General features: G+C 32.5%; 30 protein-coding genes. 20 read left to right on the top strand and 10 right to left on the bottom strand.

Annotation, left to right across the window (positions count from 1 at the left end; genetic code table 11):
• The first annotated feature begins 86 nt into the window (after window positions 1-86).
• From LBV24_RS08870 to LBV24_RS08890, 5 genes are all read left to right on the top strand, one after another.
• The gene (locus LBV24_RS08870; RefSeq protein WP_224478293.1) at window positions 87-1,622 is read left to right on the top strand and encodes a PAS domain-containing sensor histidine kinase; all 1,536 of its coding nucleotides are present in this window, start codon (window positions 87-89) and stop codon (window positions 1,620-1,622) included.
• Window positions 1,623-1,625: 3 nt separating this feature from the next.
• Window positions 1,626-2,000 carry a response regulator gene (locus LBV24_RS08875; protein WP_224478294.1) on the top strand — a complete coding sequence of 125 codons (375 nt, stop codon included), beginning with the start codon at window positions 1,626-1,628 and terminating at the stop codon, window positions 1,998-2,000.
• Window positions 2,001-2,050: 50 nt separating this feature from the next.
• Window positions 2,051-2,854: a helix-turn-helix domain-containing protein gene (locus tag LBV24_RS08880; RefSeq protein WP_224478295.1), complete on the top strand. Its 804-nt coding sequence runs from the start codon at window positions 2,051-2,053 to the stop codon at window positions 2,852-2,854.
• An 85-nt stretch (window positions 2,855-2,939) separates the two neighbouring features.
• Entirely contained in the window at window positions 2,940-3,485 is a 546-nt protein-coding gene (locus LBV24_RS08885) for a cupin domain-containing protein (RefSeq protein WP_224478296.1), read from the top strand.
• Window positions 3,486-3,557: 72 nt separating this feature from the next.
• The gene (locus tag LBV24_RS08890) at window positions 3,558-3,911 is read left to right on the top strand and encodes a hypothetical protein (RefSeq protein WP_224478297.1); all 354 of its coding nucleotides are present in this window, start codon (window positions 3,558-3,560) and stop codon (window positions 3,909-3,911) included.
• Here LBV24_RS08890 and LBV24_RS08895 read toward each other — a convergent pair.
• The gene (locus tag LBV24_RS08895) at window positions 3,908-4,531 is read right to left on the bottom strand and encodes a trimeric intracellular cation channel family protein (RefSeq protein ID WP_224478298.1); all 624 of its coding nucleotides are present in this window, start codon (window positions 4,529-4,531) and stop codon (window positions 3,908-3,910) included. The two genes, LBV24_RS08890 and LBV24_RS08895, sit on opposite strands and share 4 nt — an antisense overlap.
• Window positions 4,531-5,247, bottom strand: coding sequence for an RDD family protein (locus LBV24_RS08900; protein ID WP_224478299.1), 717 nt, complete (start codon window positions 5,245-5,247; stop codon window positions 4,531-4,533). The genes LBV24_RS08895 and LBV24_RS08900 overlap by 1 nt, the downstream gene beginning before the upstream one ends.
• Window positions 5,248-5,282: 35 nt before the next feature.
• On the opposite strand from LBV24_RS08900, the gene LBV24_RS08905 reads away from it, so the two are divergent.
• The 8 genes from LBV24_RS08905 to LBV24_RS08940 all read left to right on the top strand — a co-directional run bounded on the left by LBV24_RS08905 (window position 5,283) and on the right by LBV24_RS08940 (window position 13,101).
• Window positions 5,283-6,299: a stage II sporulation protein M gene (locus tag LBV24_RS08905; RefSeq protein WP_224478300.1), complete on the top strand. Its 1,017-nt coding sequence runs from the start codon at window positions 5,283-5,285 to the stop codon at window positions 6,297-6,299.
• Window positions 6,296-7,183 (top strand): hypothetical protein, encoded by an 888-nt coding sequence (locus LBV24_RS08910; protein ID WP_224478301.1) that lies wholly within the window; start codon window positions 6,296-6,298, stop codon window positions 7,181-7,183. The genes LBV24_RS08905 and LBV24_RS08910 overlap by 4 nt, the downstream gene beginning before the upstream one ends.
• Window positions 7,183-7,917, top strand: coding sequence for a DUF4129 domain-containing protein (locus tag LBV24_RS08915; protein WP_224478302.1), 735 nt, complete (start codon window positions 7,183-7,185; stop codon window positions 7,915-7,917). The genes LBV24_RS08910 and LBV24_RS08915 overlap by 1 nt, the downstream gene beginning before the upstream one ends.
• A 65-nt stretch (window positions 7,918-7,982) precedes the next feature.
• Window positions 7,983-9,137, top strand: a complete 1,155-nt coding sequence (locus LBV24_RS08920) for a DUF4350 domain-containing protein (protein WP_224478303.1) — start codon at window positions 7,983-7,985, stop codon at window positions 9,135-9,137.
• Window positions 9,119-10,114, top strand: coding sequence for an AAA family ATPase (locus tag LBV24_RS08925; RefSeq protein ID WP_224478304.1), 996 nt, complete (start codon window positions 9,119-9,121; stop codon window positions 10,112-10,114). The genes LBV24_RS08920 and LBV24_RS08925 overlap by 19 nt, the downstream gene beginning before the upstream one ends.
• A gap of 7 nt (window positions 10,115-10,121) precedes the next feature.
• Entirely contained in the window at window positions 10,122-11,453 is a 1,332-nt protein-coding gene (locus tag LBV24_RS08930) for a DUF58 domain-containing protein (RefSeq protein WP_224478305.1), read from the top strand.
• A 158-nt stretch (window positions 11,454-11,611) separates the two neighbouring features.
• Window positions 11,612-12,028 carry a DUF2141 domain-containing protein gene (locus LBV24_RS08935; protein WP_224478306.1) on the top strand — a complete coding sequence of 139 codons (417 nt, stop codon included), beginning with the start codon at window positions 11,612-11,614 and terminating at the stop codon, window positions 12,026-12,028.
• A 134-nt stretch (window positions 12,029-12,162) separates the two neighbouring features.
• Entirely contained in the window at window positions 12,163-13,101 is a 939-nt protein-coding gene (locus LBV24_RS08940; protein WP_224478307.1) for a LysR family transcriptional regulator, read from the top strand.
• 27 nt (window positions 13,102-13,128) lie between these two features.
• Here LBV24_RS08940 and LBV24_RS08945 read toward each other — a convergent pair whose 3' ends face one another.
• From LBV24_RS08945 to LBV24_RS08955, 3 genes are all read right to left on the bottom strand, one after another.
• Window positions 13,129-13,326: a hypothetical protein gene (locus LBV24_RS08945; protein WP_224478308.1), complete on the bottom strand. Its 198-nt coding sequence runs from the start codon at window positions 13,324-13,326 to the stop codon at window positions 13,129-13,131.
• A gap of 212 nt (window positions 13,327-13,538) precedes the next feature.
• Complete coding sequence (locus LBV24_RS08950) at window positions 13,539-14,366, bottom strand: TIGR00266 family protein (protein ID WP_224478309.1); 828 nt, start codon at window positions 14,364-14,366, stop codon at window positions 13,539-13,541.
• 61 nt (window positions 14,367-14,427) lie between these two features.
• Complete coding sequence (locus LBV24_RS08955) at window positions 14,428-14,889, bottom strand: DUF4442 domain-containing protein (protein WP_224478310.1); 462 nt, start codon at window positions 14,887-14,889, stop codon at window positions 14,428-14,430.
• A 143-nt stretch (window positions 14,890-15,032) separates the two neighbouring features.
• Here LBV24_RS08955 and LBV24_RS08960 point away from each other — a divergent pair, with 143 nt between their 5' ends.
• The 5 genes from LBV24_RS08960 (at window position 15,033) to LBV24_RS08980 (ending at window position 19,549) form a co-directional block, all read left to right on the top strand.
• A complete protein-coding gene (locus tag LBV24_RS08960) occupies window positions 15,033-15,479 on the top strand; it encodes a DUF4870 domain-containing protein (RefSeq protein ID WP_224478311.1) in 447 nt (148 codons plus the stop codon).
• A gap of 63 nt (window positions 15,480-15,542) precedes the next feature.
• Window positions 15,543-15,884: a PadR family transcriptional regulator gene (locus tag LBV24_RS08965; protein ID WP_114300844.1), complete on the top strand. Its 342-nt coding sequence runs from the start codon at window positions 15,543-15,545 to the stop codon at window positions 15,882-15,884.
• Window positions 15,881-17,671: a PspC domain-containing protein gene (locus LBV24_RS08970; protein WP_224478312.1), complete on the top strand. Its 1,791-nt coding sequence runs from the start codon at window positions 15,881-15,883 to the stop codon at window positions 17,669-17,671. The genes LBV24_RS08965 and LBV24_RS08970 overlap by 4 nt, the downstream gene beginning before the upstream one ends.
• 125 nt (window positions 17,672-17,796) lie before the next feature.
• The gene (locus LBV24_RS08975) at window positions 17,797-18,525 is read left to right on the top strand and encodes a head GIN domain-containing protein (RefSeq protein ID WP_224478313.1); all 729 of its coding nucleotides are present in this window, start codon (window positions 17,797-17,799) and stop codon (window positions 18,523-18,525) included.
• A gap of 187 nt (window positions 18,526-18,712) precedes the next feature.
• Window positions 18,713-19,549: a GIN domain-containing protein gene (locus LBV24_RS08980; protein ID WP_224478314.1), complete on the top strand. Its 837-nt coding sequence runs from the start codon at window positions 18,713-18,715 to the stop codon at window positions 19,547-19,549.
• Window positions 19,550-19,553: 4 nt separating this feature from the next.
• Here the strand turns inward: LBV24_RS08980 and LBV24_RS08985 are convergent, their stop codons facing one another.
• The 4 genes from LBV24_RS08985 to trxB form a co-directional block, all read right to left on the bottom strand.
• Entirely contained in the window at window positions 19,554-20,153 is a 600-nt protein-coding gene (locus LBV24_RS08985) for a YceI family protein (RefSeq protein WP_224478315.1), read from the bottom strand.
• A gap of 53 nt (window positions 20,154-20,206) precedes the next feature.
• Window positions 20,207-21,538, bottom strand: coding sequence for a hypothetical protein (locus tag LBV24_RS08990; RefSeq protein WP_224478316.1), 1,332 nt, complete (start codon window positions 21,536-21,538; stop codon window positions 20,207-20,209).
• Between the two features lie 44 nt (window positions 21,539-21,582).
• Window positions 21,583-22,167, bottom strand: coding sequence for a YceI family protein (locus LBV24_RS08995; protein ID WP_224478317.1), 585 nt, complete (start codon window positions 22,165-22,167; stop codon window positions 21,583-21,585).
• Between the two features lie 178 nt (window positions 22,168-22,345).
• Window positions 22,346-23,329, bottom strand: coding sequence for a thioredoxin-disulfide reductase (gene trxB / locus LBV24_RS09000; RefSeq protein ID WP_224478318.1), 984 nt, complete (start codon window positions 23,327-23,329; stop codon window positions 22,346-22,348).
• 162 nt (window positions 23,330-23,491) lie between these two features.
• On the opposite strand from trxB, the gene LBV24_RS09005 reads away from it, so the two are divergent.
• Together LBV24_RS09005 and LBV24_RS09010 are read left to right on the top strand one after the other, a co-directional pair.
• The gene (locus tag LBV24_RS09005) at window positions 23,492-23,971 is read left to right on the top strand and encodes a hypothetical protein (protein WP_224478319.1); all 480 of its coding nucleotides are present in this window, start codon (window positions 23,492-23,494) and stop codon (window positions 23,969-23,971) included.
• A 130-nt stretch (window positions 23,972-24,101) separates the two neighbouring features.
• Window positions 24,102-24,812 carry a sulfite exporter TauE/SafE family protein gene (locus LBV24_RS09010; protein ID WP_224478320.1) on the top strand — a complete coding sequence of 237 codons (711 nt, stop codon included), beginning with the start codon at window positions 24,102-24,104 and terminating at the stop codon, window positions 24,810-24,812.
• Here LBV24_RS09010 and hypE read toward each other — a convergent pair.
• On the bottom strand, window positions 24,809-25,834 hold the full coding sequence (hypE, locus tag LBV24_RS09015) for a hydrogenase expression/formation protein HypE (RefSeq protein ID WP_224478321.1): 1,026 nt from the start codon (window positions 25,832-25,834) through the stop codon (window positions 24,809-24,811). The genes LBV24_RS09010 and hypE overlap by 4 nt on opposite strands.
• Between the last annotated feature and the right edge of the window lie 2 nt (window positions 25,835-25,836).

The raw sequence follows: 25,836 nt of genomic DNA on the forward strand, positions 1-25,836 counted from the left end.
TTTATTGAGCCTTACATCCGATTTTTGTTAATTTTTTTAACAAATAATTGTAATTTAAAACTTACCTAAATCCAACTAAATAAACGATGCCAATATATAAGAGGTTATTTGATAGCGCGAATGTGCCCATTATAATCATAAGTCCCAAATTTGAGATTTTAGATTGTAATGATATGGTTGAGCAAATATTAGATATGCCTAAAAATGAAATTATTGGTGGTACTCCTTTAGATATTTCTCCTTCACATCAACCTAATGGCAGAGTTTCATCAGAACTCGCTGAAGAATATTTTAGTTCAGCTTTGCAGGGCAATGAAAACCGGTTTGAATGGTTGCATCAGAAAAAAAATGGTGAGGGTGTCATTGTTGAAGTTTCCCTGTTTGGTTTTGGCGAAGGGGAAAATAGAAATTTCTTTGCCATGTGGAAGGATCTCACTGAAGTAAGGCAAAAAACCAATCAACTAAAAAAGAGTCAAGAACGGTTTAAAAAAATATTTCAAGAGGCATCTCTTGGAATGGTTATTCACAGTACGAATATTGAAGACGGTATAACGGATTGTAACCATGCGTCTGTAAAAGCATTAGGATATGACACCAAGGAAGATATTATTGGAAAGAACGTATTAGAAATATCGCCAGAATATCAGAGCCCGGATCAATTATCCGTAACAAAGGTTAAAAAAGACATTAAGGAGTGTTTGGAAAAAGGACAAACTGAATTTGAATGGATATTACTTAAAAAAGATGGTTCACCAATTTGGTTTAATGTTTCATTGTCCAAAATTCATTTTAATGATAGAGACCAAATTTTGGTGACATGGCAAAATATCAATGAAAAGAAAAAACACGAGGTAGAACTAAAACGCTATAGAAATAAACTTGAAAATCTTGTTGAAGAAAGAACAACAGATTTAAAAAACACACAAGCTCAATTGATATATGCTGAAAAAATGGCCTCTTTAGGTATTTTAACAGCAGGTATAGCACATGAAATAAATAACCCATTAAACTTTATTAATGGTGGCCATTTTGGACTGCAGACTGAATTAGAGGAGAAAGAAAATCTTAACATTGAAGACTCAAAAGATTATCTAGATTGTATTAGAGCTGGCGTAGACCGCATATCAAGCATAATAAAAGGCTTAAATCAATTAAGTAGAACTAATGATAAACTAAACGAAGATTGCCATATTAACTCAATCATTGATAATTGTTTAGTTGTGCTTCAAAGTAAATTAATTGGTGATATTGAGATTAAAAAGTCTTACAACTCCAATGGTACTTTAGTTAAAGGAAATACGGGTAAATTACATCAGGTTTTTCTAAATATATTGACCAATGCCATTGATGCAATTGAAGATAATGGTACAATTAATATTACTACAAGGAATAATAATCAAGACCAATTAGAAATTGCTATTAAAGATAGTGGAAACGGTATTTCAAAAGCTCATATCAATAAGGTTATGGATCCATTTTTTACTACTAAGGCACCTGGTGAAGGTACTGGCCTAGGTCTCTCAATATCCAACCTTATCATAGCAGATCACAATGGTGTTTTTAATATTGAATCTGATCAAAAATCCGGTACAAAGGTTACCATTCAACTACCAAAAAAATGACACATGACCGAAACCAAAAGGAAACTACTTTATGTTGAAGATGAAAAGTTAAACCGCATGCTTTTCGACAAAATTTTTTCTAAAAAATACGATGTATACATTGCAGAAAGCGGTGAACAAGGTTTAGATATTTTAATGGATCACGATGACATTCCTGTTGTAGTTAGCGATCTTAAAATGCCACATATGGATGGTTTAGAATTTATTGGCATTGCAAAAAACAAGCATCCTCAAATTAAATACTTCATACTCACAGGGTTTGACATGAATGAAGATATCGATATTGCTTTAAAGGAAAACTTGATACATCAATATTTTATGAAACCATGTAACTTCAATGAAATTGATATGGCAATAGATAATGCCATGCATTTATGAAAGTGAATTACAACAACTTTATAATTAAATAATTCATTACATATAAATTCATGAATACTGATCAAATTAGAATTATTCCTATTATAAATCCACATCTTACAAACGCAAATAATGACATGTTACATGTTTGTTGGATTCAAAACAACTTTGTTGATATCAAGATTGAAGAAACTAATTATAGTAATTTAAACAATGCCATTATTTTTCTAAATAAGTCAATCAATTGGAAAATTATAGACAAAAAAAATAAAGGATCTGCCGGTTATATTATGTCGCTTTCCCCTAGTATATTAAATAACCCAATATTGAGCAAACTGCACATTAATGAATTAAGAGTATTTAATTCAAAGGAAATTCCCATTATTAACCTCAGTCCAGGTATTGCAAAGCGTACGCAAGCAATTATTGAAATGATTGATGAATTAATAGGTACACATCTCAATCATAAAGAAGATGCAATCTTTTCCCTTTTAAATACCTTTTTTGTTTATTGTGATGGGCAATGTAATATCAAATCGGTTATTAGCCATAACGGATCTAAAAAAGCTTTAGTTTATAAATTCAAAAAATTAGTAGATAAAAACCTGTCTGAATTTCATGAGGTTAGTGATTATGCAAAACTACTGAGTATCACACCTAAATATTTGAATAAATGCGTTAAGACTGTATTAGGTTTTACAGCCAAAGATTTAATCGCAGAACAATTAATGATGCAGTCACGCCATAAACTGAAATTTTCATACTTATCAATAAAAGAAATAAGCTATGAACTTGGTTTTTCCTCACCTGAATATTTTAGTTATTTCTTTAAAAACTTAACAGGAATCTCTCCTTCTGCCCTCAGAAAAAATTAATAGTTCCCATTTTCTAAGACTTCGCTGACATAATCTAATTATATCATTCTTCATAAATAATATCTTGAAGAAAACTTTTAATATTATGAATAGATCATCATTTCTAAAAAAATCTGGTTTGGCATTTGGCCTAGCTTTTACACCAAGTATTGCAACGAGTAATTCAATTTCAAATCTTATTAATTTGAAAGATAAATTAAAACCAAAAATTGTGAAAAATGACCAAGGTGACATCCTAAATGTTATTGGTGATATTCAGATGCATAAAATAAGCGGAAGTGACACAAATAATCAAATTGCTGAGTGGGTTAATGATGTTGCACCTGGTGTCGGCATACCTCCACATGTTCACACTTTAGAAGATGAAATTTTTAGAGTTATTAAGGGCAAAGTTGAGCTCATGGTAGATGGAGAAACAACAATTTTAGAAGCAGGTGATATTGCTTTGGCACCAAAGAATATAGTCCACTCATGGAGAATAATCGGTGAAGAAAATGCGAGTATGTGCACAAGTGCGTTTCCTGCAGGTATTGAGGTAATGTTCAAAGAACTAGGTGCTCTTCCTCCAGGGCCACCAAATTTTGAAAAGGTTGCTGAAATTTGTGGGCGATACGGTATAAGTTTCTTGTAAATCAGAAGATTAAGTTAAATCTAGTGTAACAACCTAAAGTAATATTTAACTTTAGGCTAAAAATTTTACGCTATGAAATTATTTATTCTTTCTGCAATCACTTTTTTTAGTTTTAACATTATTACCGCTCAAGAACCATATATATTAGAGTTAGGTTCTTCTCAAAGTATGTGTATTGCAGGTAAAGGACCAGGCCAAGATGGTGCTATTAATCCTTATTTAGGAAGCGACTCTTATGCCATTGTAGAGAATATGAGCAAGAATGGTTTTGAAGTACGTATACAAGTAAAAGAGGATATTATTGAGATTATTCCTATAAAACCACTGGAGAAAAAGAGAATTCTTCTTTTAAAGAATCAAGTTATGTACTTTGACACCAACAAAGAGTGTAAAGTTAAAATAGATTTTGAAGCTAAGACTGATTAATCTTTATTCTCATTTTCATTCTTATATAAACTTGGTAGGCTAATTTTAAATTTTACGGCTAGTAGTCTTAAAACTATAACTACTATTCCGGCAATTACAAACAAGTAGTTTTTATCTTCTAAAAACTCACGTAATAAAAAGTATGTAAATCCACCCAGGATACATGCAGTAGCGTAAATCTCTTTTCTAAAGATTACCGGAATTTCATTGCTTAATATATCTCTTATTACACCACCAAAACAGGCTGTCATAGTTCCTAAGGCAATACAGATTAAAGGATGTAATCCTGCCACCAACCCTGTTTCGATACCTAAGACAGTATATAAACCAATACCGATGGTATCAAATAAAAACAATGATCTCCTTAAATGTTTTAACTGATTTCTAAATACTACGGCAAAAGTTGTAGAGGCAACAATGACATAGACATAAGTGATATCGCGCATCCAAGCAACAGGTTCAACACCGACCATTATATCCCTAAGTGTACCTCCTCCCACAGCTGTAACAAAAGCAATAATTATTACCCCAAACGCATCCATTCGTTTGTTCATTGCTACTAAAACTCCCGAAATAGCGAAAGCAATTGTTCCTAAAATATCTACAACTTGAAAAAACATTACATGTTCTGTGTATAGTAATTATAATCCTTAATCACCTTAGCTATAAAATCTACGGGCTTTTCCTTTGGCTCAACCGCCATCACTTTAATTAGTCTATGGTGAAGATTAAGAATAATATTATGGTTCCCTTTTAACACGGCATCATCATAGAGGGTTTTAACTTTTTGGATATCTGCGTCATTAAGTACTGTTACCTGACTATATGTTGGTACATAACCTTCAGGTATATCTTTTAATATAGTATCATTAATTGTTACTTTCTTTTTTTCACTGATTACAGTTGTACCTGCCGCTATATCTCCAATACGCTGACCATTGCCTTTAATCAATATAGTTAATACCGCAGCACCGCCTGAGGTTAAAACCACATCAACAATCCTTAAAATCCAACGAACAAAATAATTTGCAAAACTAGGCTTAGAACCATCTAGCTTAACAACCCTTGTGCTCATTGCACTTTTGCCAATTGTTTTACCATCCCAGAAGGTTTCCAATAAAACGTAATATAAAAAGGCTGGTAAATTTACTAAAAGATAAATGGCCCAAGTATCACCCATATCCAAATCTAATGCTACCAAAAGTAATATGGAAGCTATAACATAAAATAGGATTACTGCACTATCAATAAGGTATCCCAGCATGCGATCACCAATGTTTGCTACGTTTTGGTTGATGCCTACATTTTGGGCAGTTTCTATTTGAAATTCATCCATATTTTCTTTTCTTTGAAAGCTAAAGGTTTTAGTATATGCGCGAAGCAGCTTTTGTGAAGCAAAATAAAGATAAATGGTTAGAATTTGAAAGCATTCTAAAAAATAAAACCTTAATAGATCCCGATTTACTTTCAGACCTTTATATTGAAGTTACAGATCATTTAAGCTACGCTAAAACCTTCTACAAAAATAGTAACACAGAACGGTATTTAAACCAATTAGCATCCCAAGCCCATCAGAAAATTTATAAGACTAAGAAAGAGCCAAAAAATAGATTGATATCTTTTTTTAAAACTGAGTTCCCATTAATGTTCTACAATCATCATAGAGAGCTATTAATTGCTTTTTTAACCTTTGGTTTTTTTGTATTGGCTGGTGCATTTTCTGCCGCAAACGAAGGTGATTTTGTTAGGTCGTTTCTTGGCGACGCATATGTTAATATGACCTTAGATAATATTGAGAAAGGAGATCCTATGGCTGTTTATAAAGAGCAAGGCGAATTCAATATGTTTTTAGGGATAACACTTAACAATATTAAAGTTGCTCTTTTTGCATTTGGTTATGGAATTATGTTTGGAGTAGGTACATTGTATATTATGATGCAAAATGGTATTATGCTTGGGAGTTTTCAGTATTTCTTCTATGAACAAGGACTCCTATGGGAATCAGCACGAACAATTTGGATACACGGCACTATTGAAATCTCGGTTATTATTATAGCTGGCTGTGCTGGTCTTGTTATGGGTAACGGAATGATATTCACTGGTACATTACCACGACTAGAATCTTTTAAACGAGGTGTGATAAACGGATTAAAAATATTAATGAGCACGATTCCGTTTTTTATTATCGCCGGTTTTTTAGAGGGATTCGTAACGCGACATACAGAAATGCCAGATTGGCTTGCCATTTTAATAATTGGAAGCTCACTTACACTTATATTGTTTTACTATGTATATTATCCAATTAAATTGAATAAAAAACTAAAAATTAATAAAGACGTTTCAAAAACTCAAGAAGTTAACCCAATACCTCAAACCAACCTAATATGATCAAACCTTATATAGAATTTAGAAAACAAAGTGATTTTAGTGGTATACTAACAGATACTTTCGGTTTTATTCGAAATGAATTTAAACCTTTAATGAAAATGATTATCAATATTGCTGGTCCAGCCATTTTGGTATATCTGCTATCATTAGCAGTGTATAATTATGTAGCTGGTGACATTTTTGATATTGGTGCATTTGGGGATACCTCATTAAATTCTGGAAGCCTGGTACTATCATTATTGGCATTCTTTGTCTATTTCATTTCTGCAATTGCTACTTATATCCTTTTAGGAGGTACAGTGCTATTTTATATTAAATCTTACATTGAGAACAAAGGAATAACAGACTACGACGAAATTAAAAGAAATACTTATAGGTTTATAGGGTCGTTTTTTGGGTTAGGTATACTTAAAGGAATCACTTTAATGTTTGCAATAATGCTCTGCGTATTACCTGTGCTATATGCTATGGTGCCAATGGCCATTGTATTTAGTCTATTTGTTTTCGAATCTAGAAATTCGGTCATAGATGCCTACAGCAAAAGTTTCAATCTTGTTAATGTGGATTTCTGGACTGCTTGGGGCTCATACATTGTATTGTTTATTATTTATTATATAATAATCGTTGTATTTGCTTTACCAAGTTCTATATACGCTATGATCAGTACCGGAATATTTACTGGCGAAGTCGATCCTGCGAATATAGAGAGTTTTTCAAGAGACCCATTTTTGATAGCACTAAGTGTAATTCAAGCATTTATTCAAGTATTTCTCAACGTAATTTTGGTAGTTGGTGGAGCTGTAATTTACTTTCACCTTCATGAAAAAACTAATTTCACAGGCACCTATGAGAGAATAGGAGAAATTGGTAAAATAGAAGAGTAATGCAACTATTACGGTTTTTACTTTTTTTTCTATTCTTGGGGCAATTTTTGGTTGCTCAGCAAAACGCGAATCCAGTTATTTATGATGATACCGAAATCGATAAAAAAGAAATTACCGAAAAGGATCTTGAAACTTACAAAGCTGATAAAGATTTCAATTATGTGGAATTTGAAGCCGAGGAGACTTTTTTAGACAGGGCTTACAGGTGGTTGCAAAACATTCTCAGAAAATTCTGGGAAGCTATTTTCGGTGTTGGTACAGCATCAGGTTTTTTATATTTTATTTTTAGAATTTTACCTTATCTATTACTTGGATTTCTGTTTTTTCTATTGATTAGATTTTTCCTTAAAGTGAATTCAAACCGATTGGTTATGAATACCAAAGACCAAGGTAAGGTGTCTATTACTGAAGAAGAACAGATAATAAAGAATGAAGATATTCCAGCCCTAATCCAAGGAGCTATAAAACAAAAAAATTATAGGCTAGCCATAAGGTATTATTATTTGCTGTCATTAAAACATTTAACTGACAATGATAGCATAAACTGGGAACCACAGAAGACCAATGAAGATTATATAAAAGAAATTAGCACTTCTGCCTTAAAAGATAGTTTTAAGAACATCACTAGGATTTACGATTATGTATGGTATGGTGAGTTTGGCGTAGATGCTTTAAGATTTGAAGCTTTGAAACAACCGTTTGAAAATTTAAATGATAGAATTACAAATCCTTGAGTAAAAAAGGCAAAATATATATAACCCTGGTTCTATTAACTATTATATCTATAGTTATACTAGAAATGAACAAACCCAAGGAATTGAATTGGTTCCCCTCCTATGCTACACACCACAAAATTCCTTTTGGATCTTATGTGTTTAATGAACAAATACAACGCATTGCTGATAGTGTTAATTTGGTAGATAGACCACCTTTTGAGTTTTTATTAGACAATGACATCTCTGGTACTTATCTTTTTTACAATGGAGGTATAAACTTTGGTGATGAAGAACTGAATGCACTGCTCGATTGGGTAAACGTTGGCAATACATTAATGGTCTCTGCTGTAGATTTTGAAGAAACATTGTTAGATACGCTTAACCTTGAAACAAAGTCTGTAAATACCGTTGGTAATTTTAACAATGAATATCAAGTTCAATTTGTTAACCCAAGATTAGATCATACACGCTCCTATAAATTTGACAGGCCCAACACCTTCTTTTATTTTAATGAAATAGACACTTTAAACACAAGTGTTGTGAGTTTCATAGATAAGTACAGAGGTGAAAATAAAACAGTAGAAGATTCACTAGTTAATATTATTAAACAACCTTTTGGTTATGGCGAAATAATACTGAGTACGTTTCCGCAGGCCTTTACAAATTACTTTATACTTAATGCCCCTAATGAAAAATACACAGCTGGCCTTATTTCATATTTAGATACAACAAAACCTATATATCTTGATAAATACTATAAAAGCGGAAAGAAATATTATACATCACCAATGTATTTATTATTAAATACTAAATCATTAAAATGGGCTTATTATATAGTATTGATTGGTGTTTTAATTTATATAATTTTTGAGGGAAAACGTAAACAACGTGCAATACCTATTGTAAAACAACTTAAAAACCAAACGCTTGAATTCACTAGGACCATTGCTAATATGTACTATGAAAATGGAAAGCATAAAGATATTGCTCACCATAAAGTTCAGCACTTTTTAGAGCATATAAGAAACACAATGTATCTCAACACCTCAGAAATCAATGATACATTTATTAAAAACTTAGCTGCAAGAAGCAATAACACTATTGAAGATACCCAAAAGCTTTTCAGTTTTATAGATAGCTTAAATCACAAATCACAGATTAACAATATTGAATTAGAAAGGTTAAATACCTTAATAGAAAATTTTAAATCCAATAACGAATGGAAAACGAAGAACTAAAAGACGACTTGAATTTTAATAATAGAATTCCACTAGACGACTTAAAAGAGTCAGTAGAGCAAATAAAATCCGAACTAAGAAAGGTCATAATTGGTCAGGATAATTTTGTTGAACTACTTATTGTTGCGCTTCTCGCTGATGGCCATGTCTTAATCGAAGGTGTACCAGGTATTGCAAAAACGGTAACGGCAAAGTTATTTGCCAAAGTCTTAAAAACAGATTTTAGCCGTATTCAGTTCACACCAGATTTAATGCCTAGTGATGTTCTGGGAACTTCGGTTTTAAACATGAAAACATCAGATTTCGAGTTTAAGAAAGGACCAATTTTCTCGAATATTGTATTGATCGATGAGATTAACAGAGCTCCGGCCAAAACTCAAGCTGCCCTTTTTGAAACCATGGAAGAAAGGCAGGCAAGTATTGACGGAATAACTTATAAGTTTGAAAGCCCATTTATGGTATTGGCAACACAAAACCCAATTGAGCAAGAAGGAACCTATGCCCTGCCAGAAGCGCAATTAGACCGTTTCATTTTTAAAATAAAAGTTGATTACCCTTCATTAGAGGATGAAATTAAAATCATTGCGTCACATCACGAGCGTAAAGGTGAAGCACCACAGTCTAGAATAAATGCAATATTAGACACTAAATCACTAGAGGATTATAAGAACAAAACCCAAGCAATTGTTGTTGAAGAAAAGATCATAAAATACATTGCAGAGATTGTTTCTAAGACTCGTAATCATCCACACCTTTATTTAGGAGGTTCTCCTAGAGCTTCTATAGCAATATTGAATACATCAAAGGCTTTTGCTGCAATAAACGGAAGGGATTTTGTTATACCCGAAGATGTTAAACGCGCTTTGAACCCAGTACTTAACCATAGAGTCATTCTAACTCCTGAGCGAGAAATGGAAGGTATGACAACTGAAAATGTCATTGAAATGATTGTTCAATCTGTTGAAGTACCAAGATAAAGCCAATATGAAATTTATTAAGTCATTATATATACACAAGCAACTCTATATTTATTTAGCAGTTGTATCAGTGTGTTTTCTAATGTCTTATTGGTTTCCTGTTTTGTACTCACTTGCATGGATATTAATTACAATTGTTATAGTTCTACTTTTTATCGACCTGATGCTTTTGTATGGTCCAAAAAATGGAATTGATGCTAGACGATTATTACCAGAAAAATTCTCAAATAGCGACAATAACCCAGTACCTATTACAATAAGCAGCTTATACAATTTCAAAACATTTATAGATGTAATAGACGAATTACCGATGCAGTTCCAAAAACGTGACTTTTCATATAAGACAAGTCTCAACCCTAGTGAAACGCATAATTTCGAATATGCAGTAAGGCCAGTTGATAGAGGCGAATACTATTTTGGGCATCTCAACATTTTTGCATCTTCATTACTAAAAATAATTAAGCGTAGGTATAGGTTTCAGAACGAACAGATGGTAATGGTTTACCCATCAATAATACAAATGCAGAAATATGATTTCTTGGCTATTAGTAATTCACTTACTCAAATAGGACTTAAAAAAATTAGGCGTATTGGTCATACCTCAGAATTTGAGCAAATTAAAGAATATGTGCTCGGTGATGACTTTAGAACAGTTAATTGGAAAGCTACAGCCAAGCATGGTGAGTTAATGGTCAATCAATACCAAGACGAAAAGTCCCAACCAATATATTCTGTAATAGATACAGGAAGGGTAATGAAAATGCCATTTGACGGATTAAAACTATTAGACTATGCCATTAATTCTACTTTGGCCTTTAGTAATGTTGCTCTAAAGAAACATGATAAAGTAGGAATGCTTTCGTTTTCTAAAAAAATTGAATCTTTTCTACCTGCACTTCACAAGATCACCTATTTAAACCGAATACTAGAAACACTTTATAACATTGACACCCAGTTTAACGACAGTGATTTTGGGCTTTTATATGCCCAATTAAAACGAAAAGTAACACACCGTAGCTTAATCTTACTTTATACTAATTTTGAACATGTAAGTGCGCTTAAACGACAAATGCCTTATCTACAGGCCATATCAAAAAAACACATGCTTGTTGTCGTATTATTTGAAAACACGGAGTTAGATAACATTATTAAAGAAAATACTGAAGATTTGCAATCCATTTACCATAAAACCATTGCAGAGAAATTTGCTTTTGAAAAGCGCTTGATGGTAAAAGAATTACAGAAACATGGAATCCAGACCATTTTGACACCTCCTGAAAAACTTACGATTAACACAATCAACAAGTATTTAGAAATTAAGGCAAGAGGATTGCTTTAAACGCTATATTAAATTTAGACTAACTTTAGTTTTAGCATTTCAGCATCTTTTTTACAATTCGTCTTGCTAATATTACAATTCGGTATATACATTTATAATATCACAATGTTTAGATGGATATTTGAATCATCAATCATTAACCATTAAACATTATTATCATGAAAAATTTAATTTTAACTATCGTATTTACTCTGACTGCCTTTTTAGGATATTCTCAAGAAAATGGTATAACAATAACTGTTACTGTAGATAATTTAACCAGTGATAAGGGTATTGCCGCATTTGCACTTCATACTAAAGATACTTTTATGAAAAGTGATGGTATATTGAATGTTGCAAGTACTATTAAAGATGGAAAAGTAAAGGTAACATTTGACAATGTGCAACCTGGTGAGTATGCAATCCTTGGCTTACACGATGTCAATGAAAATGGCAGAATGGACTATAGCGAAAATGGTATGCCAATAGAAGGATTCGGTACATCTAACAATGCAATGGCATTTGGTCCTCCTCAATACGAAGACTCAAAATTTAAAGTTGAAGACAAAGACCTCGAGCTTAATATTCGATTCTAAAAATGTAACATCAATCAGAAAACTAAATCAATCAAAAAGTAAAAGACTGTCTACCATGGCAGTCTTTTTATTTGAAGTTTTTCCCATAGATTTTGACAATACTTTTTGTAATTTTATAGTCTAAATTTATAATAATGACAATTACGCAATTAAAGTATGCTTTATCCATAGCAGAACATAAGAACTTTACTAAAGCTGCAGAAAAGTGTTTTGTTACACAACCAACATTAAGTACTCAAATTCAGAAATTAGAAGATGAATTAGATGTTGTAATTTTTGATAGAGGTAAAAAACCTATTGAATTAACCGAAGTTGGCAGAAAAATTGTATTTCAGGCTAGAAACATTGTGAATGAAGCGGAACGGATTCAAGATATTGTAGACCAACAAAAAGGATTCATTGGTGGAGAATTTAGACTTGGTATTATTCCAACGGTTATGCCAACCCTATTGCCAATGTTTTTACAGAATTTCATTAAGAAATATCCAAAAGTAAAACTGAAAATTGAAGAGCTTACTACTGAAGAAATTTTGACTAGAATTAGTGATGGCCATTTAGATGCTGCAATTGCCGCAACGCCATTAGAGAGCGATAATATTAAGGAACGTGTATTGTACTATGAACCTTTTGTTGCCTATGTGCCAAACAATCACAGATTAAGAGATAAAAAAACTATTGAAGTTTCCGATCTTGATATTGACGATATGCTATTATTAGAGGATGGTCACTGTTTTAGAGATGGTGTTATAAATCTATGTAAATCATTTAAAGATCAGATAGACGATAGTTTTCAGTTAGAGAGTGGCAGTATTGAAACCTTGATTAAGCTTTCTAATGAAGGCCTAGGCATGACACTTCTTCCTTACTTGCATACGTTGGATGTAAAAGAAAAACTTAATCCAAACCTAAGGCACTTCAAAGAACCTTCACCGGCCAGAGAGGTAAGTATCATATATCATAAAAGCGAACTAAAAATGCAGATTATAGACGCCTTGCATAATGTTATATCTGGTATAATAAGAGGTGCAATTGCTTTTCAGAATGTAGAGATAATAAGTCCTTTACCTAAATAAAAAAAGCGACTCGTAAGTCGCTTTCTTTTATGCTTTTAAATAAATTAAACATTGATTTAATTCTGGGTTTTGATTGATCAGGGACTGAATAAAAATTCTGAGATCTTCCAATTCATGAGGCAATAATCTTCTTACTGCTTTTTCTACTTCCTTACAGAATAATGCGACATCAAAACTCACCTTGTTAAGTACAGTTTTGGTGTACTCGTACATTGCTCTTGCCATATTTTACTTTTCGATTTTAGGTTTAACAAAATGTAGATTTCTTCTATAGGCTATTGTTTCAAATTATATTCTAAATTTAGAAAAAAAAACAATTGGGTATAAGTGTTTAACAGCTTTTTATGTTAAATGTTGTGTTTATCCGATAATAAACTTTTTTACAAAAAGAGAATTCTTACAACCTAACCTTTTATCTATCATTACATTAGATTGGTCTAAAATCTGTTATCACCATCTAAAATATCACCTAATCCACCCAAAATACTACCCTCACCTTTATCTCGTCCTCCAGCACGTGGTGCCGAAGCAATAATTCTATTTGCCAATCGACTAAATGGTAAGGATTGTACATACACCTTACCAGGTCCCTGAAGTTTTGCAAAGAATAATCCTTCGCCTCCAAAAATTGAATTTTTAATACCTCCTACAAATTCAATATCATAATCCACATCTTGCGTAAACCCAACTATACATCCTGTATCTACTCGTAAGGTTTCTCCTGGTTGTAAAGTTTTTTCTGCCATAGTACCACCAGCATGAACAAATGCCATACCATCACCTTCAAGTTTTTGCATTATAAAACCTTCGCCACCAAAAAGACCTCTTCCTAATTTCTTTGAAAATTCAATTCCTACACTAACTCCTTTTGCAGCACATAAGAAGGCGTCCTTTTGACATATAAACTTACCTTCAAACTCTGTTAAATCAATAGGAACAATTTTACCTGGATAAGGAGAAGCAAAAGATACATTTCGCTTTCCGGTTAGATCATTATAAAAGGCTGTCATAAACAAACTTTCACCAGTAAGTATTCGTTTGCCAGCACCTAATATTTTTCCTAAAAACCCCTTATCTTTTTGGGAACCATCACCAAAAATAGTATCCATTTTAATACCGTCATCCATCATCATAAAACTTCCCGATTCTGCAATAACCGCTTCTTGAGGGTCTAACTCTATTTCTACATATTGCATTTCTTCGCCGTATATACGGTAATCTATTTCGTGTGCATTTCTATCACTGAAATCTGGTAATTTTTCCATAATGTATTTTATTTAATGATTGATACTAGTAATAAGTTGAATACATTTCTATTTTGTTACACTACTGTTTGGATTTTACCTTTAGTGTCCATTCAAAATTAAAGGAGGAAACTTGTATGCCTTCTTCATTAATTCCATTTGCATTTAACCATACTGTTTGTCCCTCACCGGTTTTGATTGCCTTGTCAATGGCTTCATTTATTTTCAACCCTTCATCACATGTAAACTTAATTCTGCCCGTAGCTTTCTTTGTGAAGGAAGCATTATTATTTGCAACTAACATTGAAATGTTCTTACCACTTTCCTTTATCTTCTTCATGACTAAGGCACCAGTAGTGAGTTCTGCCGCCATACCCTGTACTGCCCAAAACATAGATTTAAAAGGATTTTGATTGATCCACCGATGTTTAACTGATACAATACAAGTAGAATCGGTTAATGTCTTAGTCCTTACTCCTGTTAGATATGCAGCAGGTAATTTAAAAAGTAAAAAGGTATTGAGTTTAGAAGGTGTTATTTTCATTTATCACATATTATAAGACTAAAATAAAGTAAATATACAAGTTGCACTAATGTTAAAAATATGTTAATTTTTAGTACTATGCGTAACATAATACCTGTTAAAAGACATATATTTGTATAAGCAACTATTATATACTTTTAAAAATGATAGATAATCACTATAAAAATTTAGCAACATTTATACACCTTTCGACATTTTCAAGGTTTATTATCCCATTTGGAAATTTTATTGGCCCTATAGTTTTATGGGCCGCAAATAAGAATAAATCGGAGTTTGTAGATAAGCATGGTAAACAAGCCATAAATTTTCAAATTAGCATATTTCTATATGCCATAATTATAGGAACTATTAGTGTACCCTTTTTCATCTTTAAATTATTTGATGGTATGAGTGTATTTGATTTTAGAGGATTTAACAATTTCCATATCAACATTGGCGAGCCTTCTCCTCTATTATATATTGGTGGTGGATTAGGTGTTTTAGCAGTAATAGCATTTATCATTGAACTAGCACTTATTGTAAAGGCCAGTATTTCTGCCAGAGATGGGCAATTGTACAATTATCCATTAACAATTAACTTTTTGAAATAGCATATAAATCATCATAATCAATCAAAAAATGAACAGTTTAATCGAATTTAAGATACTATTAATATGAAAATAGAAAACACAAAAGCACAAATGCGTAAAGGTGTCCTGGAATATTGCATCTTGTCTATTTTAAAGGACGAAGATGCCTATGTTGCAGAGATTCTCGGAACACTAAAGGACGCAAAAATGCTTGTAGTTGAAGGAACAATTTATCCTTTGCTTACAAGATTGAAAAATGCTGGATTACTCAATTACCGTTGGGAAGAATCCACATCTGGACCACCAAGAAAATATTATGGTCTTACGGAAACAGGTAAATTGTTTCTGAATGAATTAAACACTACTTGGAGTGAATTACAAAATGCAGTTAACCTAGTAACAAGTACAAAAACAACAAAAAAATGAATAAAACAGTCAATATAAATTTAGCAGGTGTATTCTTCCATATAGATGAAGATGCATATCTTAAATTATCACGCTATCTTGAGGCTATAAAACGTTCATTTACAGACTCTCAAGGACGATCAGAAATTATTTCAGATATAGAGGCACGTATTGCCGAATTATTCTCAGAACGTATTCAAAATGAAAAACAAGTCGTAGGAATAAAGTTGGTCGACGAAGTCATTACGATAATGGGACAACCAGAGGATTATTTGGTAGATGACGAAATATTTGAAGATGAACCTCAACCAAGACAATCTTATAGCTCTAGACCAACTAAAAAATTATTTAGAGATACGGATAACTCTTATATTGGAGGTGTAGCAGCAGGATTGAGCCACTATTTTGGAATAGATGCAATTTGGATGCGTTTACTTTGGATTCTTTTAACCATTGGATCTGGTGGTACTTTTATACTTATATATTTAATTTTTTGGGCCTTAGTGCCAGAAGCTGTGACCACAGCAGAAAAACTAACAATGACTGGTGATCCTGTGAATATTACCAACATTGAAAAAAAAATTAAAGACGGTATTGATACTGTATCCGAAAAAGTAAGGAATGTAGATTTAAAAAAGCACGGAGAAAAAATTAAGGAAGGAATTGATTCTGTTTCAGACAATATTTCAGAAACGGTCAAAAATGTAGATTTTCAGAAACAAGGTAATAAGCTAAAATCTAGTTCGCAGAATTTCTTTGACACACTAGGAACCATCATTATGTTTTTCCTAAAAGTTATTGCAAAGTTCATTGGAGTTATTTTAATTATTGTAGGTATTAGTACTTTGATAAGTTTAATAGTTGCATTTTTCACTGTTGGAATAACTGATGCTGTACATTTCCCTGGTATGGATTTTATTGATGCCGCAAACTCAGCCAATATTCCTCTGTGGTTAATGTCTATGCTTATATTCTTTGCCATTGGTATTCCATTCTTTTTTGTGTTCTACTTAGGTCTTAAAATCCTAGTAAACAACTTAAAGTCTATAGGGAATGTTGCCAAGTTTACATTACTTGGTATCTGGCTCATGGCAATAATCGGATTATTTGTTATCGGAGTAAAACAGGCCACTGAACATGCCTTTGATGCAAAATTTACGGTAAAAGAACAATTAGATGTTACTGCTAATGACACCTTAAAAATTAATATGGTAAGTGATAGTAATTACGATGGATACTATTACAGACGCAACAATAATTATAGACTTGTGGAAGATGAAAATGGTCGCACTATTATATCCTCAGATATTAGATTGGTAGTTAGATCTACCAAAGATTCGTTAGCCTCTATGGTTATTGAAAAACAAGCTCGAGGAAGCAGTTATGACATCGCACGAAATAGAGCTGAAAACATCAATTATAGCTATGCGCTAAATGATGGAAAACTAGACCTTAGTTCTTATTTAACAACTGATATTGAAAATAAATTCAGCGAACAAGAAGTAATGGTGATATTATATGTTCCTGAGGGAGCAGTTATTTATGCAGATGACAACACCTATAGTTTTCACAGAAATTCAAGTTATTACAATGATATTTTAGATAACGGGATGGAAGAACAGTATTTGAAAATTATAGAGGATGGTACTGAATGTTTAGATTGTGAGATCGAAGAAGAAGAAGAAGAAGATGAAAATTCAGATGAGACGAACTCAGATAATAACCAAATTATTACAGAAGAAAAACCAGACGTAAGTATTCAAATCAATGAAGAAGAAGGTGTTAATATTGAAGTAAACGACAATTGAGACACAATTATTGACAATTCGGTCCTATTTAATTCAATCTAAAGAACCTACGTTATAAATTTGAACTATCAATCAATCAAAAAACGATTTTAACTAAATCAATTTTCAATCAAAAAAAAGAAATCATGAGCACACTAGTAAGAATTATTATTACAAGCATCATTAGTTTATTAATGGTATCCTGTATCATGGACACAAACTTCGGCATAGGAGTCGATGGGAATGGTAAAGTTATCAGTTCAGATAGAAATATCTCAGATGACTTTAAAAGTATTAAGGTTAGTCAAGGATTAGACCTTTATATAACACAGGGTAATTCTGTAGACCTAACAGTTGAAGCAGATGAAAATCTGCATGAACTTATAATGACAGAAGTAGAAAACAATGTTTTAAAAATTTACACCACTGAAAATATCAGACGTGCATCCTCTAGAAAAATATTACTTGGAATCACAGATCTTGAAGCTATAAAAGCAACTAGTGGTAGTGAAGTTAGATCTACAAATGTGATTGAAGTTGATGAACTAGAATTAAATTCTACCAGTGGTAGTGATATAAGATTAGATGTCAAAACAGAATCCTTAAACTGTCATTCTACAAGCGGTAGCGACATTAGACTTAGTGGCACAACCAACGTTCTGATAGCAGAAGCTACAAGCGGAAGTGATATCAGAGCATCTAACCTTAGAGCAGTAAAAACTAGAGTTAAGGCAACTAGTGGCGCAGACATCTCTGTTAATACTACTAAAGAATTAACAGCCAGAGCCACAAGTGGTGCAGATATTAGGTATTCTGGCAATCCAGAGAAAGTCGATAAATCTGATAGTTCATCAGGTAGTGTAATCAAAGAATAAATCAATCAATTAAAGTGTTATAGTTTAATTACTTTAAACACTTAAGTATTTTACAACCAATCAGTTAAAGACCATTTCAAACTCAATAATAGAGTTTGGGATGGTTTTTGTATATATTTGTTAAACAGCTATAAAAGTGACCAAAATTTAACTTTGGGTCTTAATAGTATATAATAATATAGATTAAATGAAAAAACAACTACTAGTTTTTATGCTCATGATTGCGATTGTGCCTGGAGTATTTTCTCAATCAACTGAAAAAATAAAAGGTGATAGAAATGTCACCATTAAGCAGACTTTTATTGACGATTTTGAAACTTTAATTGTCAATGGCGATTTTGCAATTGAAGTGGTGTACAACAGTAAACCTTCTGTAGAAATTGAAGCAGATGATAATTTACACGATGTTATACAGTTTTCAGTTGAAGATGGTGCACTTTCATTTATACAAACAATGAGGATTACTTCAAAAAAGAAACTGAGTATTACTGTGAATTATGGTGATGCACTACAAAATATTGAAGTTAAAGGAGATGGAGAGATCAGGTCTTTAACCTCAATGGAACTTGGGGATGTTACGTTAAAAACATCAGATAATTCTAGAACATATTTAAATATAAATTCTAGATCTTTTGATTATAAAAGTTACGGCAAGTCAAAAACAAGATTAAACCTAACATCAGATTCTACAAAAGTTGAGTTAAGCGATACCAGTAAATTAGATGCATTAATTAAGAGTAGGGTTGCAGATTTTGATCTATATCAACGCTCTGATGCTGCCATTGAAGGAGTTTCTGATAGTTCAGTAATCAGAGTCGATAACTCTTCAAATTTTACTGGTGCAAAATTTAATGTTAAAAATGTTGAAGCTACTTTAGAGGACAATAGCGATATCACAATTTCTGTTGAAGAGAATATTACAATCGGTGCATCAGGCAATAGTGAAATTTATTTATATGGAAATCCAGCAATAACAATAACTAAATTTGAAGGTACCTCTAAACTTCAAAAGAAAAAGCGATAAATTTTTATTTTACCTTGTAATTAAGTTGAAAATCTATTTCAATAACTGGTGAAACTTTTATTACACCCAATAATTTTTTAGGTGGTTCTAGTTTAAAGTCATTAATATTTATTGACATTATACCTTGAATTCTAATTCTATCATCTGTATTGACTGTTACTGGTACCACAAAAGAGTTTTTAACGCCACAAATTTCAACATCTAAATCAGCTTCCACACACTCATTCAAATTACTGGGTTTTAATACCTTCTTTAATTTAAGTTTTATATCAGGGTAACGATCCGTATTTAATAATCTATGAAAATCCTTATTAATCATTCTTCCTCCACAATTAAAATACTTATTGGGTATAACCAACTCAGTGTTATCAAATTCTAAGGCTATGTTTGACTCGGAGTAAGAAACCAATAGTGAATCTGATAATGTGACCATATTCATTACACAATCGAATTCATTCACATTTGAGGTACCCTTTATTTTAATATAACTACCCTCATAAACCTGGATGGTAGAATTAATTACTTCAGGTGTTTTGAAGGTACTAAAGGATAAAGCTATAAAAAGCAAAAATAAGTAATGGGTATATATGACTATCAGTCTCATAAAAAAATATTAAGGCCTTCTAGGTAAAGAAGGCCTTAGGTTAAATTGAATTTTTAGAAGCTAATGACGGCTTCAAACATTAAGCCATTGAATTTACCTTCATAGAAAACATTATCTGATGGATAGCCATCATAGCTTTGATTAACATACTCAAGTTTTGCAAGAACATTTTTAGTCAAGAAATAACCAGCTGACAATTGGAATCTATCTATATCTGCATCACCAAATGATTGTTCTGAACTTACTGTATTATAACGACCACCGATGTAAAAGTCTTCAGTAGATCCAAAGCGATAGATTACTTCACCAGCTAACTGTGTTGTACTACGGTTATCAGATTCTGAAGCAGCTCTGCCATTTGCAAATTCTAGAGTACCAAAGAATTCCAAGCCACCATACTTCACGAATGGGTTAAACATAATAGCAGTAATTCTATTTCTGTAACTAGGATCAAAACGTCCTGTTCTAAATGTATTAGTAGCTGTAGTATTTTGTAGAGACTGTGTTCTCCAATCAAAATATTGTTCTGGTGATAAAACAGAATAATATCTAGAACCTGCTCTATCTGCCGTATAAAGATAGTTGCTTGCTACGTATCCTGTAGTGTATAAAGACCCTGTTAATCTGAATCTGAAATCTTCGGTGAATTGTTTGTCATACCCTAATTTTGCAAGAAATGCTGCGCCACCTGTTTTACCATTAGCACCTTCTAGAACATTTTGATTTAACTTACCGTTAGAGAATCCAATCATACCTATAAATCCATTTCTTTGATAATAAACTTCAGCCCCAACCTCCGTTGTAAAAGCATCCATAATCAAGTTACCGACAAATGGGTTGTAAATAGCCTGCGCATTGTCACTTCTTCTAAAATGTGCATCACCATAGTTGTTTTCCATATGTCCTATTTTAACAGTAGTATACTTCATAAGGTTACTTAATACACCTTCACTAATGAAATCTAGGTTATCTATTTGAAGATAGCCACCTTTTACATAAGGTTCTGGGTGGTGACGAGAAGATAGATAGGTTCTTAAGTGCATTCTTAAACCTTTAGCCAAAGCTACATCTATGTCTAAGTTGGCTGTAGCCAAGTTAAAGTTATAACCTATTTCTTGTAATGTGTTCGTTGTTGTTTGATCAGCTAGTGCTACACCATTTTCATGGTCTATGGCTTGAAATTGCAATGTAGATTGTCCACCTACTCTTACTTTTACACCGTCAAAAGTTGATACTGAGTCTTTTGGTGCTTCAAAGACATTAATCCCTCTTTTATCAGGTTGTCGATAATTGTCTAAATTCCTTTTGCTATTTGTTTGTGCTAACATACTAAACCCGAAGAATAGCATGAAAATAATTGCGGTTAATTTGAGATTTGATTTCATAATTTAAACTTATTTAAGTTAATATTTTTCTAGTTAGTTTGACATTAGAATTTAAAAACAGAATTAAAAACAATTCTTATTTTATTACCTGTTTTTATAGTACCTAAAAGTGCCTTTGGAGGCTCAATATCAAAATCAGTCATCAAAATACTTTTCTCACCTTCAACTAAAATCTTATTATTATCAATTTTAAGTCTTAACTCAACAGGAATTTGTTTTTCAACTCCAGAAACCCTAAGCTTTCCGACAATAAATAATTTATATTCATGCTGTGACAGCTTTTGAGAATTGCTAATTGACAAAAGTTTAAAGTCAATAGTTTTAAATTTGTCTGTTTTTAAAGCTTTGTATGTGTTCTTATCCATCCCTCTTTTGCCACTTTTAAGACTTTCAGCCCGCACGGTAAAGGAAAGGTTTTTGATATCTGCACTATTAATATCATTAAAAGTAATAGTTCCAGATTGGTTTTGAGCATCTACATGCCAGTCATGCAATGACGAAGTGCCATGAACTTCTAAAATAGAAGTATCATTGTTAAGTATATATGTTTGGCAGTCTAATGATAGGCTGTATAAGAGATGTACAAAAAAGATAAGTGAAAATGGGCTTTTAAATTTAATTGATGTCATCGTATCTCTCGATTTTATGTATACAAAGGTTTACATAAATTCTTTCAAATATTATGATATTTATCATATCTCAATTAAATAATAAGAATTCAATAAAATAAAACACGTATATCTAATTATTATTCAAAAAAAAAGGCCGAAGTAAAAACTACGGCCTTCAAAGTATAGAGTAATTTATTTAATTATACGTCGATGTAGAAATTTCAAAATCTGCTTCTTTTGCTGCCAAGTAGCGTTCTGCATCTAATGCAGCCATGCAACCCGTACCTGCAGCGGTTACAGCCTGTCTATAAACATGGTCCGCAGCATCACCACTAACAAATACACCTTCTACATTTGTTTTACTAGTACCAGGCACTGCGTTTATTATATAACCTGTTTCATCTAAGTCTAAATATTCTTTGAAAATATCTGTATTTGGTTTGTGACCGATCGCAACAAAAAATCCAGTCGCAGGAATATCAAAAACTTCACCTGAAACTTTATTCTTAGCTCTTACTCCTGTAACAACCTGTCCATCACCTAAAACTTCAACAGTTTCAGTATTCAATAAAATTTCAATATTCTCTGTATTTCTAACACGTGCTTCCATTATTTTAGAAGCTCTAAATTCATCTCGTCTAACAAGCATTGTCACCTTTTTACAAAGATTCGATAGATAATGTGCTTCCTCACAAGCTGAATCTCCTGCCCCAACAATGACAACCTCTTGGTTTCTATAAAAGAATCCGTCACAAACAGCACAAGCAGAAACACCACCACCCAATTGAAGATATTTCTGTTCAGAAGGTAATCCTAAGTATTTTGCAGATGCACCAGTAGATATAATTATTGTAGATGCGTGGATTTCTTTTTCATCATTTACCCAAACCTTGTGTACATCGCCAGAAAAATCAACTTTTGTTATCCAACCATTACGTACATCTGTCCCAAATCGTTCAGCTTGCTTTTGAAGTTGAATCATCATTTCAGGACCTGTTATCCCATCTGGATAACCTGGAAAATTCTCCACATCGTTTGTTGTCGTTAATTGTCCACCAGGTTGCTCTCCTTGATATAAAACAGGCTCCATATTTGCTCTAGATGCGTAAATGGCAGCTGTGTAACCTGCAGGTCCAGAACCTATGATTAGGCATTTAACTTTTTCTATCGTATCAGACATATATTCGTTTATTTTACTGTTTAGCAAAAGTAGGATTTTTGTCTAAATCCTTACATAGAAGTTATTAACACTACCTATGACATTATAAAATTGAAAAATACTACATAATTCTGCGTTTATTTTTGTAATTTATAAGGGTTTAACAGCTAAATCATCAGGATTATGAAAATTAAGTTTATCATTATTTGCCTCCTTTTTGTGTTTATATCTTCATGCAAGGATAATGCAGAAATTACTTCAGATACCATAGAAAATGCAGAAGCTATGGTTACCAAAAAAAACGGACTTAAAGGTGCTTGGGAGTTAAAAGGGTTTTATAACTATCAAGATAATGTTGTTGTAGATTCATTCGAAAACAATACTCTATCGAGACAGATTAAAATGTACACTGACACGAAAGTAATGTGGTGCAAACTGCTAAAAACGGATTCAATTGAATTTTTTGGATATGGTTCTTACACCTATGATGATGGTGTCCTTACTGAAGTTCTAGAATTTGGATCAGCTTTTATGAATGAGGTAATTGAAGAGCAACAAGAATTTGTATTTCAATTTGAGTTAGGGCCAGATCGCTTTGAGCAGATTGAAATTGACGAGGATGGTAATCGCATTTACTCTGAAAATTATGTCAGGATAGAATAAAACCGGTTTGAATATGACTTCTATCATAAATTATTAGAATAAAATTTGGCAATTTAGCCTTCATCGAAGACATAATTTTTAATACGGAATATCTAAAAAATAGTTATTCTAAGTTACGCCAAATTAACCCATGATTGCTAATTTTTCTTTAATTGCTGGCTTACTTGCATCAGCTCTACATGTTATAACTGGTCCTGACCATTTAGCAGCAGTAACTCCTTTTGTAATAGAAACTAAAAAGAAAGCTTGGAAAATAGGCCTTGCTTGGAGTATAGGCCATATTGCAGGTATGGCTGCTATCGGTGTGCTGTTTATATTATTTAGAAACCTTATCCCAGTGGAGAAGATATCAAATTACAGTGAACAACTTGTAGGTGTCGTACTTGTTGGAATTGGTATTTGGTCAATTTATATGATTTTCAAGAATAATAGTAACGCAAGACATAAACATTTACATGTACATAGTAACAATCAGCCTTTAATACACAGTCACAAACATGTGCATAGTAACGAGAATAATCATGAGCACAGTCATTCTAAAAACTTGAAACAAAGTTATCTGGCATCATTCTCAATCGGTTTTCTACACGGCTTGGCAGGTGTAGCTCATTTTCTTTTGTTCTTACCAGTATTAGGATTTGATAAGCAAATAGATTCCATTCTGTATGTCATAGGCTCTTGTATCGGAATAATTATTGCCATGACCACATTTGCTTTTGTTATTGGGAAAATTGTAGCAATCTCTAAAAATGAGCACAATCCTATTTTTTTTAAGGGTATTCGATTAGCTACTGGCCTATTTGCAATAATAATAGGAGTATATTGGATTACAAACTTTTAGCAGATTCGCGGTAAATGTTCTCCTATTAAAGGTGTTACGATGCGTTTTCCTCCAATGCCACTCTGCATTACAACTTTACCTCTGTGATCATTTGTTATTTGACCAATACATATAGCATTTAACCCCTTTGAATCCTTTTTCATGAGATCTATTACTTCAGTCTCTACATCCTTATCTATAATCGCCACAAAAACACCTTCATTAGCCACATATAATGGATCTAAACCTAAAATCTCACACGCAGCTGCTACTTGCCTCTCTAATGGTATTTTGTTTTCATGAATTAAAATTCCATTGTTAGTATCTGTAGCTATTTCGGACAAAGTACTAGCCAGTCCTCCTCTCGTTGGATCCCTGAGCAACTTAATCTTATTCCCAAAATTGTTTAAAAGGCTTTCTATAATAAAGTTAAGATTTGTCGTATCACTTTCAATAGTAGATTCAAATTCTAAACCTTCACGTTGCGACATAATCGCCATACCATGTTGTGCAATATATCCACTAACAATAATTTTATCACCTTCTTTAATTCGATCAGAAGAAATTTCAGCCTTAGGGTGTACTTCACCAAATCCTGTTGTATTAATAAATATCTTATCACCCTTACCACGTTCAACAACTTTAGTATCACCTGTTATGATTTTTACTCCGCACTTATCCGATGTAACTTTTATAGTTTCAACAATTTCAATAAACTCATTTGCCCCTAACCCTTCCTCAACTATGAATGCCAAGGATAAATATTTTGGTATTGCACCACACATAGCTACATCATTCACAGTACCATTAACGGCCAATTCACCAATATTACCACCTTTGAAAAATATAGGTGATACCACGAAACTATCAGTAGAAATTGCCACTTCTCCTTTTATCTTAACAATAGAACCATCGTGCTTTTGATTCAGATAAGGATTATCAAATGTTTTAAAAATAATCCCATCAAGCAGTTCCCTCGTCATAATGCCACCACTACCATGTCCTAAATTTATTTTGTCAAATTTATATTGTTTTTTATCCATTC

It is taken from the genome of Winogradskyella vincentii, from assembly GCF_020166345.1.
GTDB classification, from domain to species: domain Bacteria; phylum Bacteroidota; class Bacteroidia; order Flavobacteriales; family Flavobacteriaceae; genus Winogradskyella; species Winogradskyella vincentii.

Excerpts from the sequence above, each read along its gene's own strand:
- LBV24_RS08940 (WP_224478307.1), top strand. The coding sequence starts at position 12,163 with ATGACAATTACGCAATTAAAGTATGCTTTATCCATAGCAGAACATAAG.
- LBV24_RS08930 (WP_224478305.1), top strand. The coding sequence starts at position 10,122 with ATGAAATTTATTAAGTCATTATATATACACAAGCAACTCTATATTTAT.
- LBV24_RS08885 (WP_224478296.1), top strand. The coding sequence starts at position 2,940 with ATGAATAGATCATCATTTCTAAAAAAATCTGGTTTGGCATTTGGCCTA.
- LBV24_RS08980 (WP_224478314.1), top strand. The coding sequence starts at position 18,713 with ATGAAAAAACAACTACTAGTTTTTATGCTCATGATTGCGATTGTGCCT.
- trxB (WP_224478318.1), bottom strand. The coding sequence starts at position 23,329 with ATGTCTGATACGATAGAAAAAGTTAAATGCCTAATCATAGGTTCTGGA.
- LBV24_RS08955 (WP_224478310.1), bottom strand. The coding sequence starts at position 14,889 with ATGAAAATAACACCTTCTAAACTCAATACCTTTTTACTTTTTAAATTA.
- LBV24_RS08915 (WP_224478302.1), top strand. The coding sequence starts at position 7,183 with ATGCAACTATTACGGTTTTTACTTTTTTTTCTATTCTTGGGGCAATTT.
- LBV24_RS08925 (WP_224478304.1), top strand. The coding sequence starts at position 9,119 with ATGGAAAACGAAGAACTAAAAGACGACTTGAATTTTAATAATAGAATT.
- LBV24_RS08975 (WP_224478313.1), top strand. The coding sequence starts at position 17,797 with ATGAGCACACTAGTAAGAATTATTATTACAAGCATCATTAGTTTATTA.
- LBV24_RS08985 (WP_224478315.1), bottom strand. The coding sequence starts at position 20,153 with ATGAGACTGATAGTCATATATACCCATTACTTATTTTTGCTTTTTATA.
- LBV24_RS08945 (WP_224478308.1), bottom strand. The coding sequence starts at position 13,326 with ATGGCAAGAGCAATGTACGAGTACACCAAAACTGTACTTAACAAGGTG.
- LBV24_RS08875 (WP_224478294.1), top strand. The coding sequence starts at position 1,626 with ATGACCGAAACCAAAAGGAAACTACTTTATGTTGAAGATGAAAAGTTA.
- LBV24_RS08950 (WP_224478309.1), bottom strand. The coding sequence starts at position 14,366 with ATGGAAAAATTACCAGATTTCAGTGATAGAAATGCACACGAAATAGAT.
- LBV24_RS08890 (WP_224478297.1), top strand. The coding sequence starts at position 3,558 with ATGAAATTATTTATTCTTTCTGCAATCACTTTTTTTAGTTTTAACATT.
- LBV24_RS08905 (WP_224478300.1), top strand. The coding sequence starts at position 5,283 with ATGCGCGAAGCAGCTTTTGTGAAGCAAAATAAAGATAAATGGTTAGAA.
- LBV24_RS09010 (WP_224478320.1), top strand. The coding sequence starts at position 24,102 with ATGATTGCTAATTTTTCTTTAATTGCTGGCTTACTTGCATCAGCTCTA.
- hypE (WP_224478321.1), bottom strand. The coding sequence starts at position 25,834 with ATGGATAAAAAACAATATAAATTTGACAAAATAAATTTAGGACATGGT.
- LBV24_RS09005 (WP_224478319.1), top strand. The coding sequence starts at position 23,492 with ATGAAAATTAAGTTTATCATTATTTGCCTCCTTTTTGTGTTTATATCT.
- LBV24_RS08880 (WP_224478295.1), top strand. The coding sequence starts at position 2,051 with ATGAATACTGATCAAATTAGAATTATTCCTATTATAAATCCACATCTT.
- LBV24_RS08935 (WP_224478306.1), top strand. The coding sequence starts at position 11,612 with ATGAAAAATTTAATTTTAACTATCGTATTTACTCTGACTGCCTTTTTA.
- LBV24_RS08995 (WP_224478317.1), bottom strand. The coding sequence starts at position 22,167 with ATGACATCAATTAAATTTAAAAGCCCATTTTCACTTATCTTTTTTGTA.
- LBV24_RS08910 (WP_224478301.1), top strand. The coding sequence starts at position 6,296 with ATGATCAAACCTTATATAGAATTTAGAAAACAAAGTGATTTTAGTGGT.
- LBV24_RS08965 (WP_114300844.1), top strand. The coding sequence starts at position 15,543 with ATGAAAATAGAAAACACAAAAGCACAAATGCGTAAAGGTGTCCTGGAA.
- LBV24_RS08970 (WP_224478312.1), top strand. The coding sequence starts at position 15,881 with ATGAATAAAACAGTCAATATAAATTTAGCAGGTGTATTCTTCCATATA.
- LBV24_RS08960 (WP_224478311.1), top strand. The coding sequence starts at position 15,033 with ATGATAGATAATCACTATAAAAATTTAGCAACATTTATACACCTTTCG.
- LBV24_RS08870 (WP_224478293.1), top strand. The coding sequence starts at position 87 with ATGCCAATATATAAGAGGTTATTTGATAGCGCGAATGTGCCCATTATA.
- LBV24_RS08895 (WP_224478298.1), bottom strand. The coding sequence starts at position 4,531 with ATGTTTTTTCAAGTTGTAGATATTTTAGGAACAATTGCTTTCGCTATT.
- LBV24_RS08920 (WP_224478303.1), top strand. The coding sequence starts at position 7,983 with ATGAACAAACCCAAGGAATTGAATTGGTTCCCCTCCTATGCTACACAC.
- LBV24_RS08900 (WP_224478299.1), bottom strand. The coding sequence starts at position 5,247 with ATGGATGAATTTCAAATAGAAACTGCCCAAAATGTAGGCATCAACCAA.
- LBV24_RS08990 (WP_224478316.1), bottom strand. The coding sequence starts at position 21,538 with ATGAAATCAAATCTCAAATTAACCGCAATTATTTTCATGCTATTCTTC.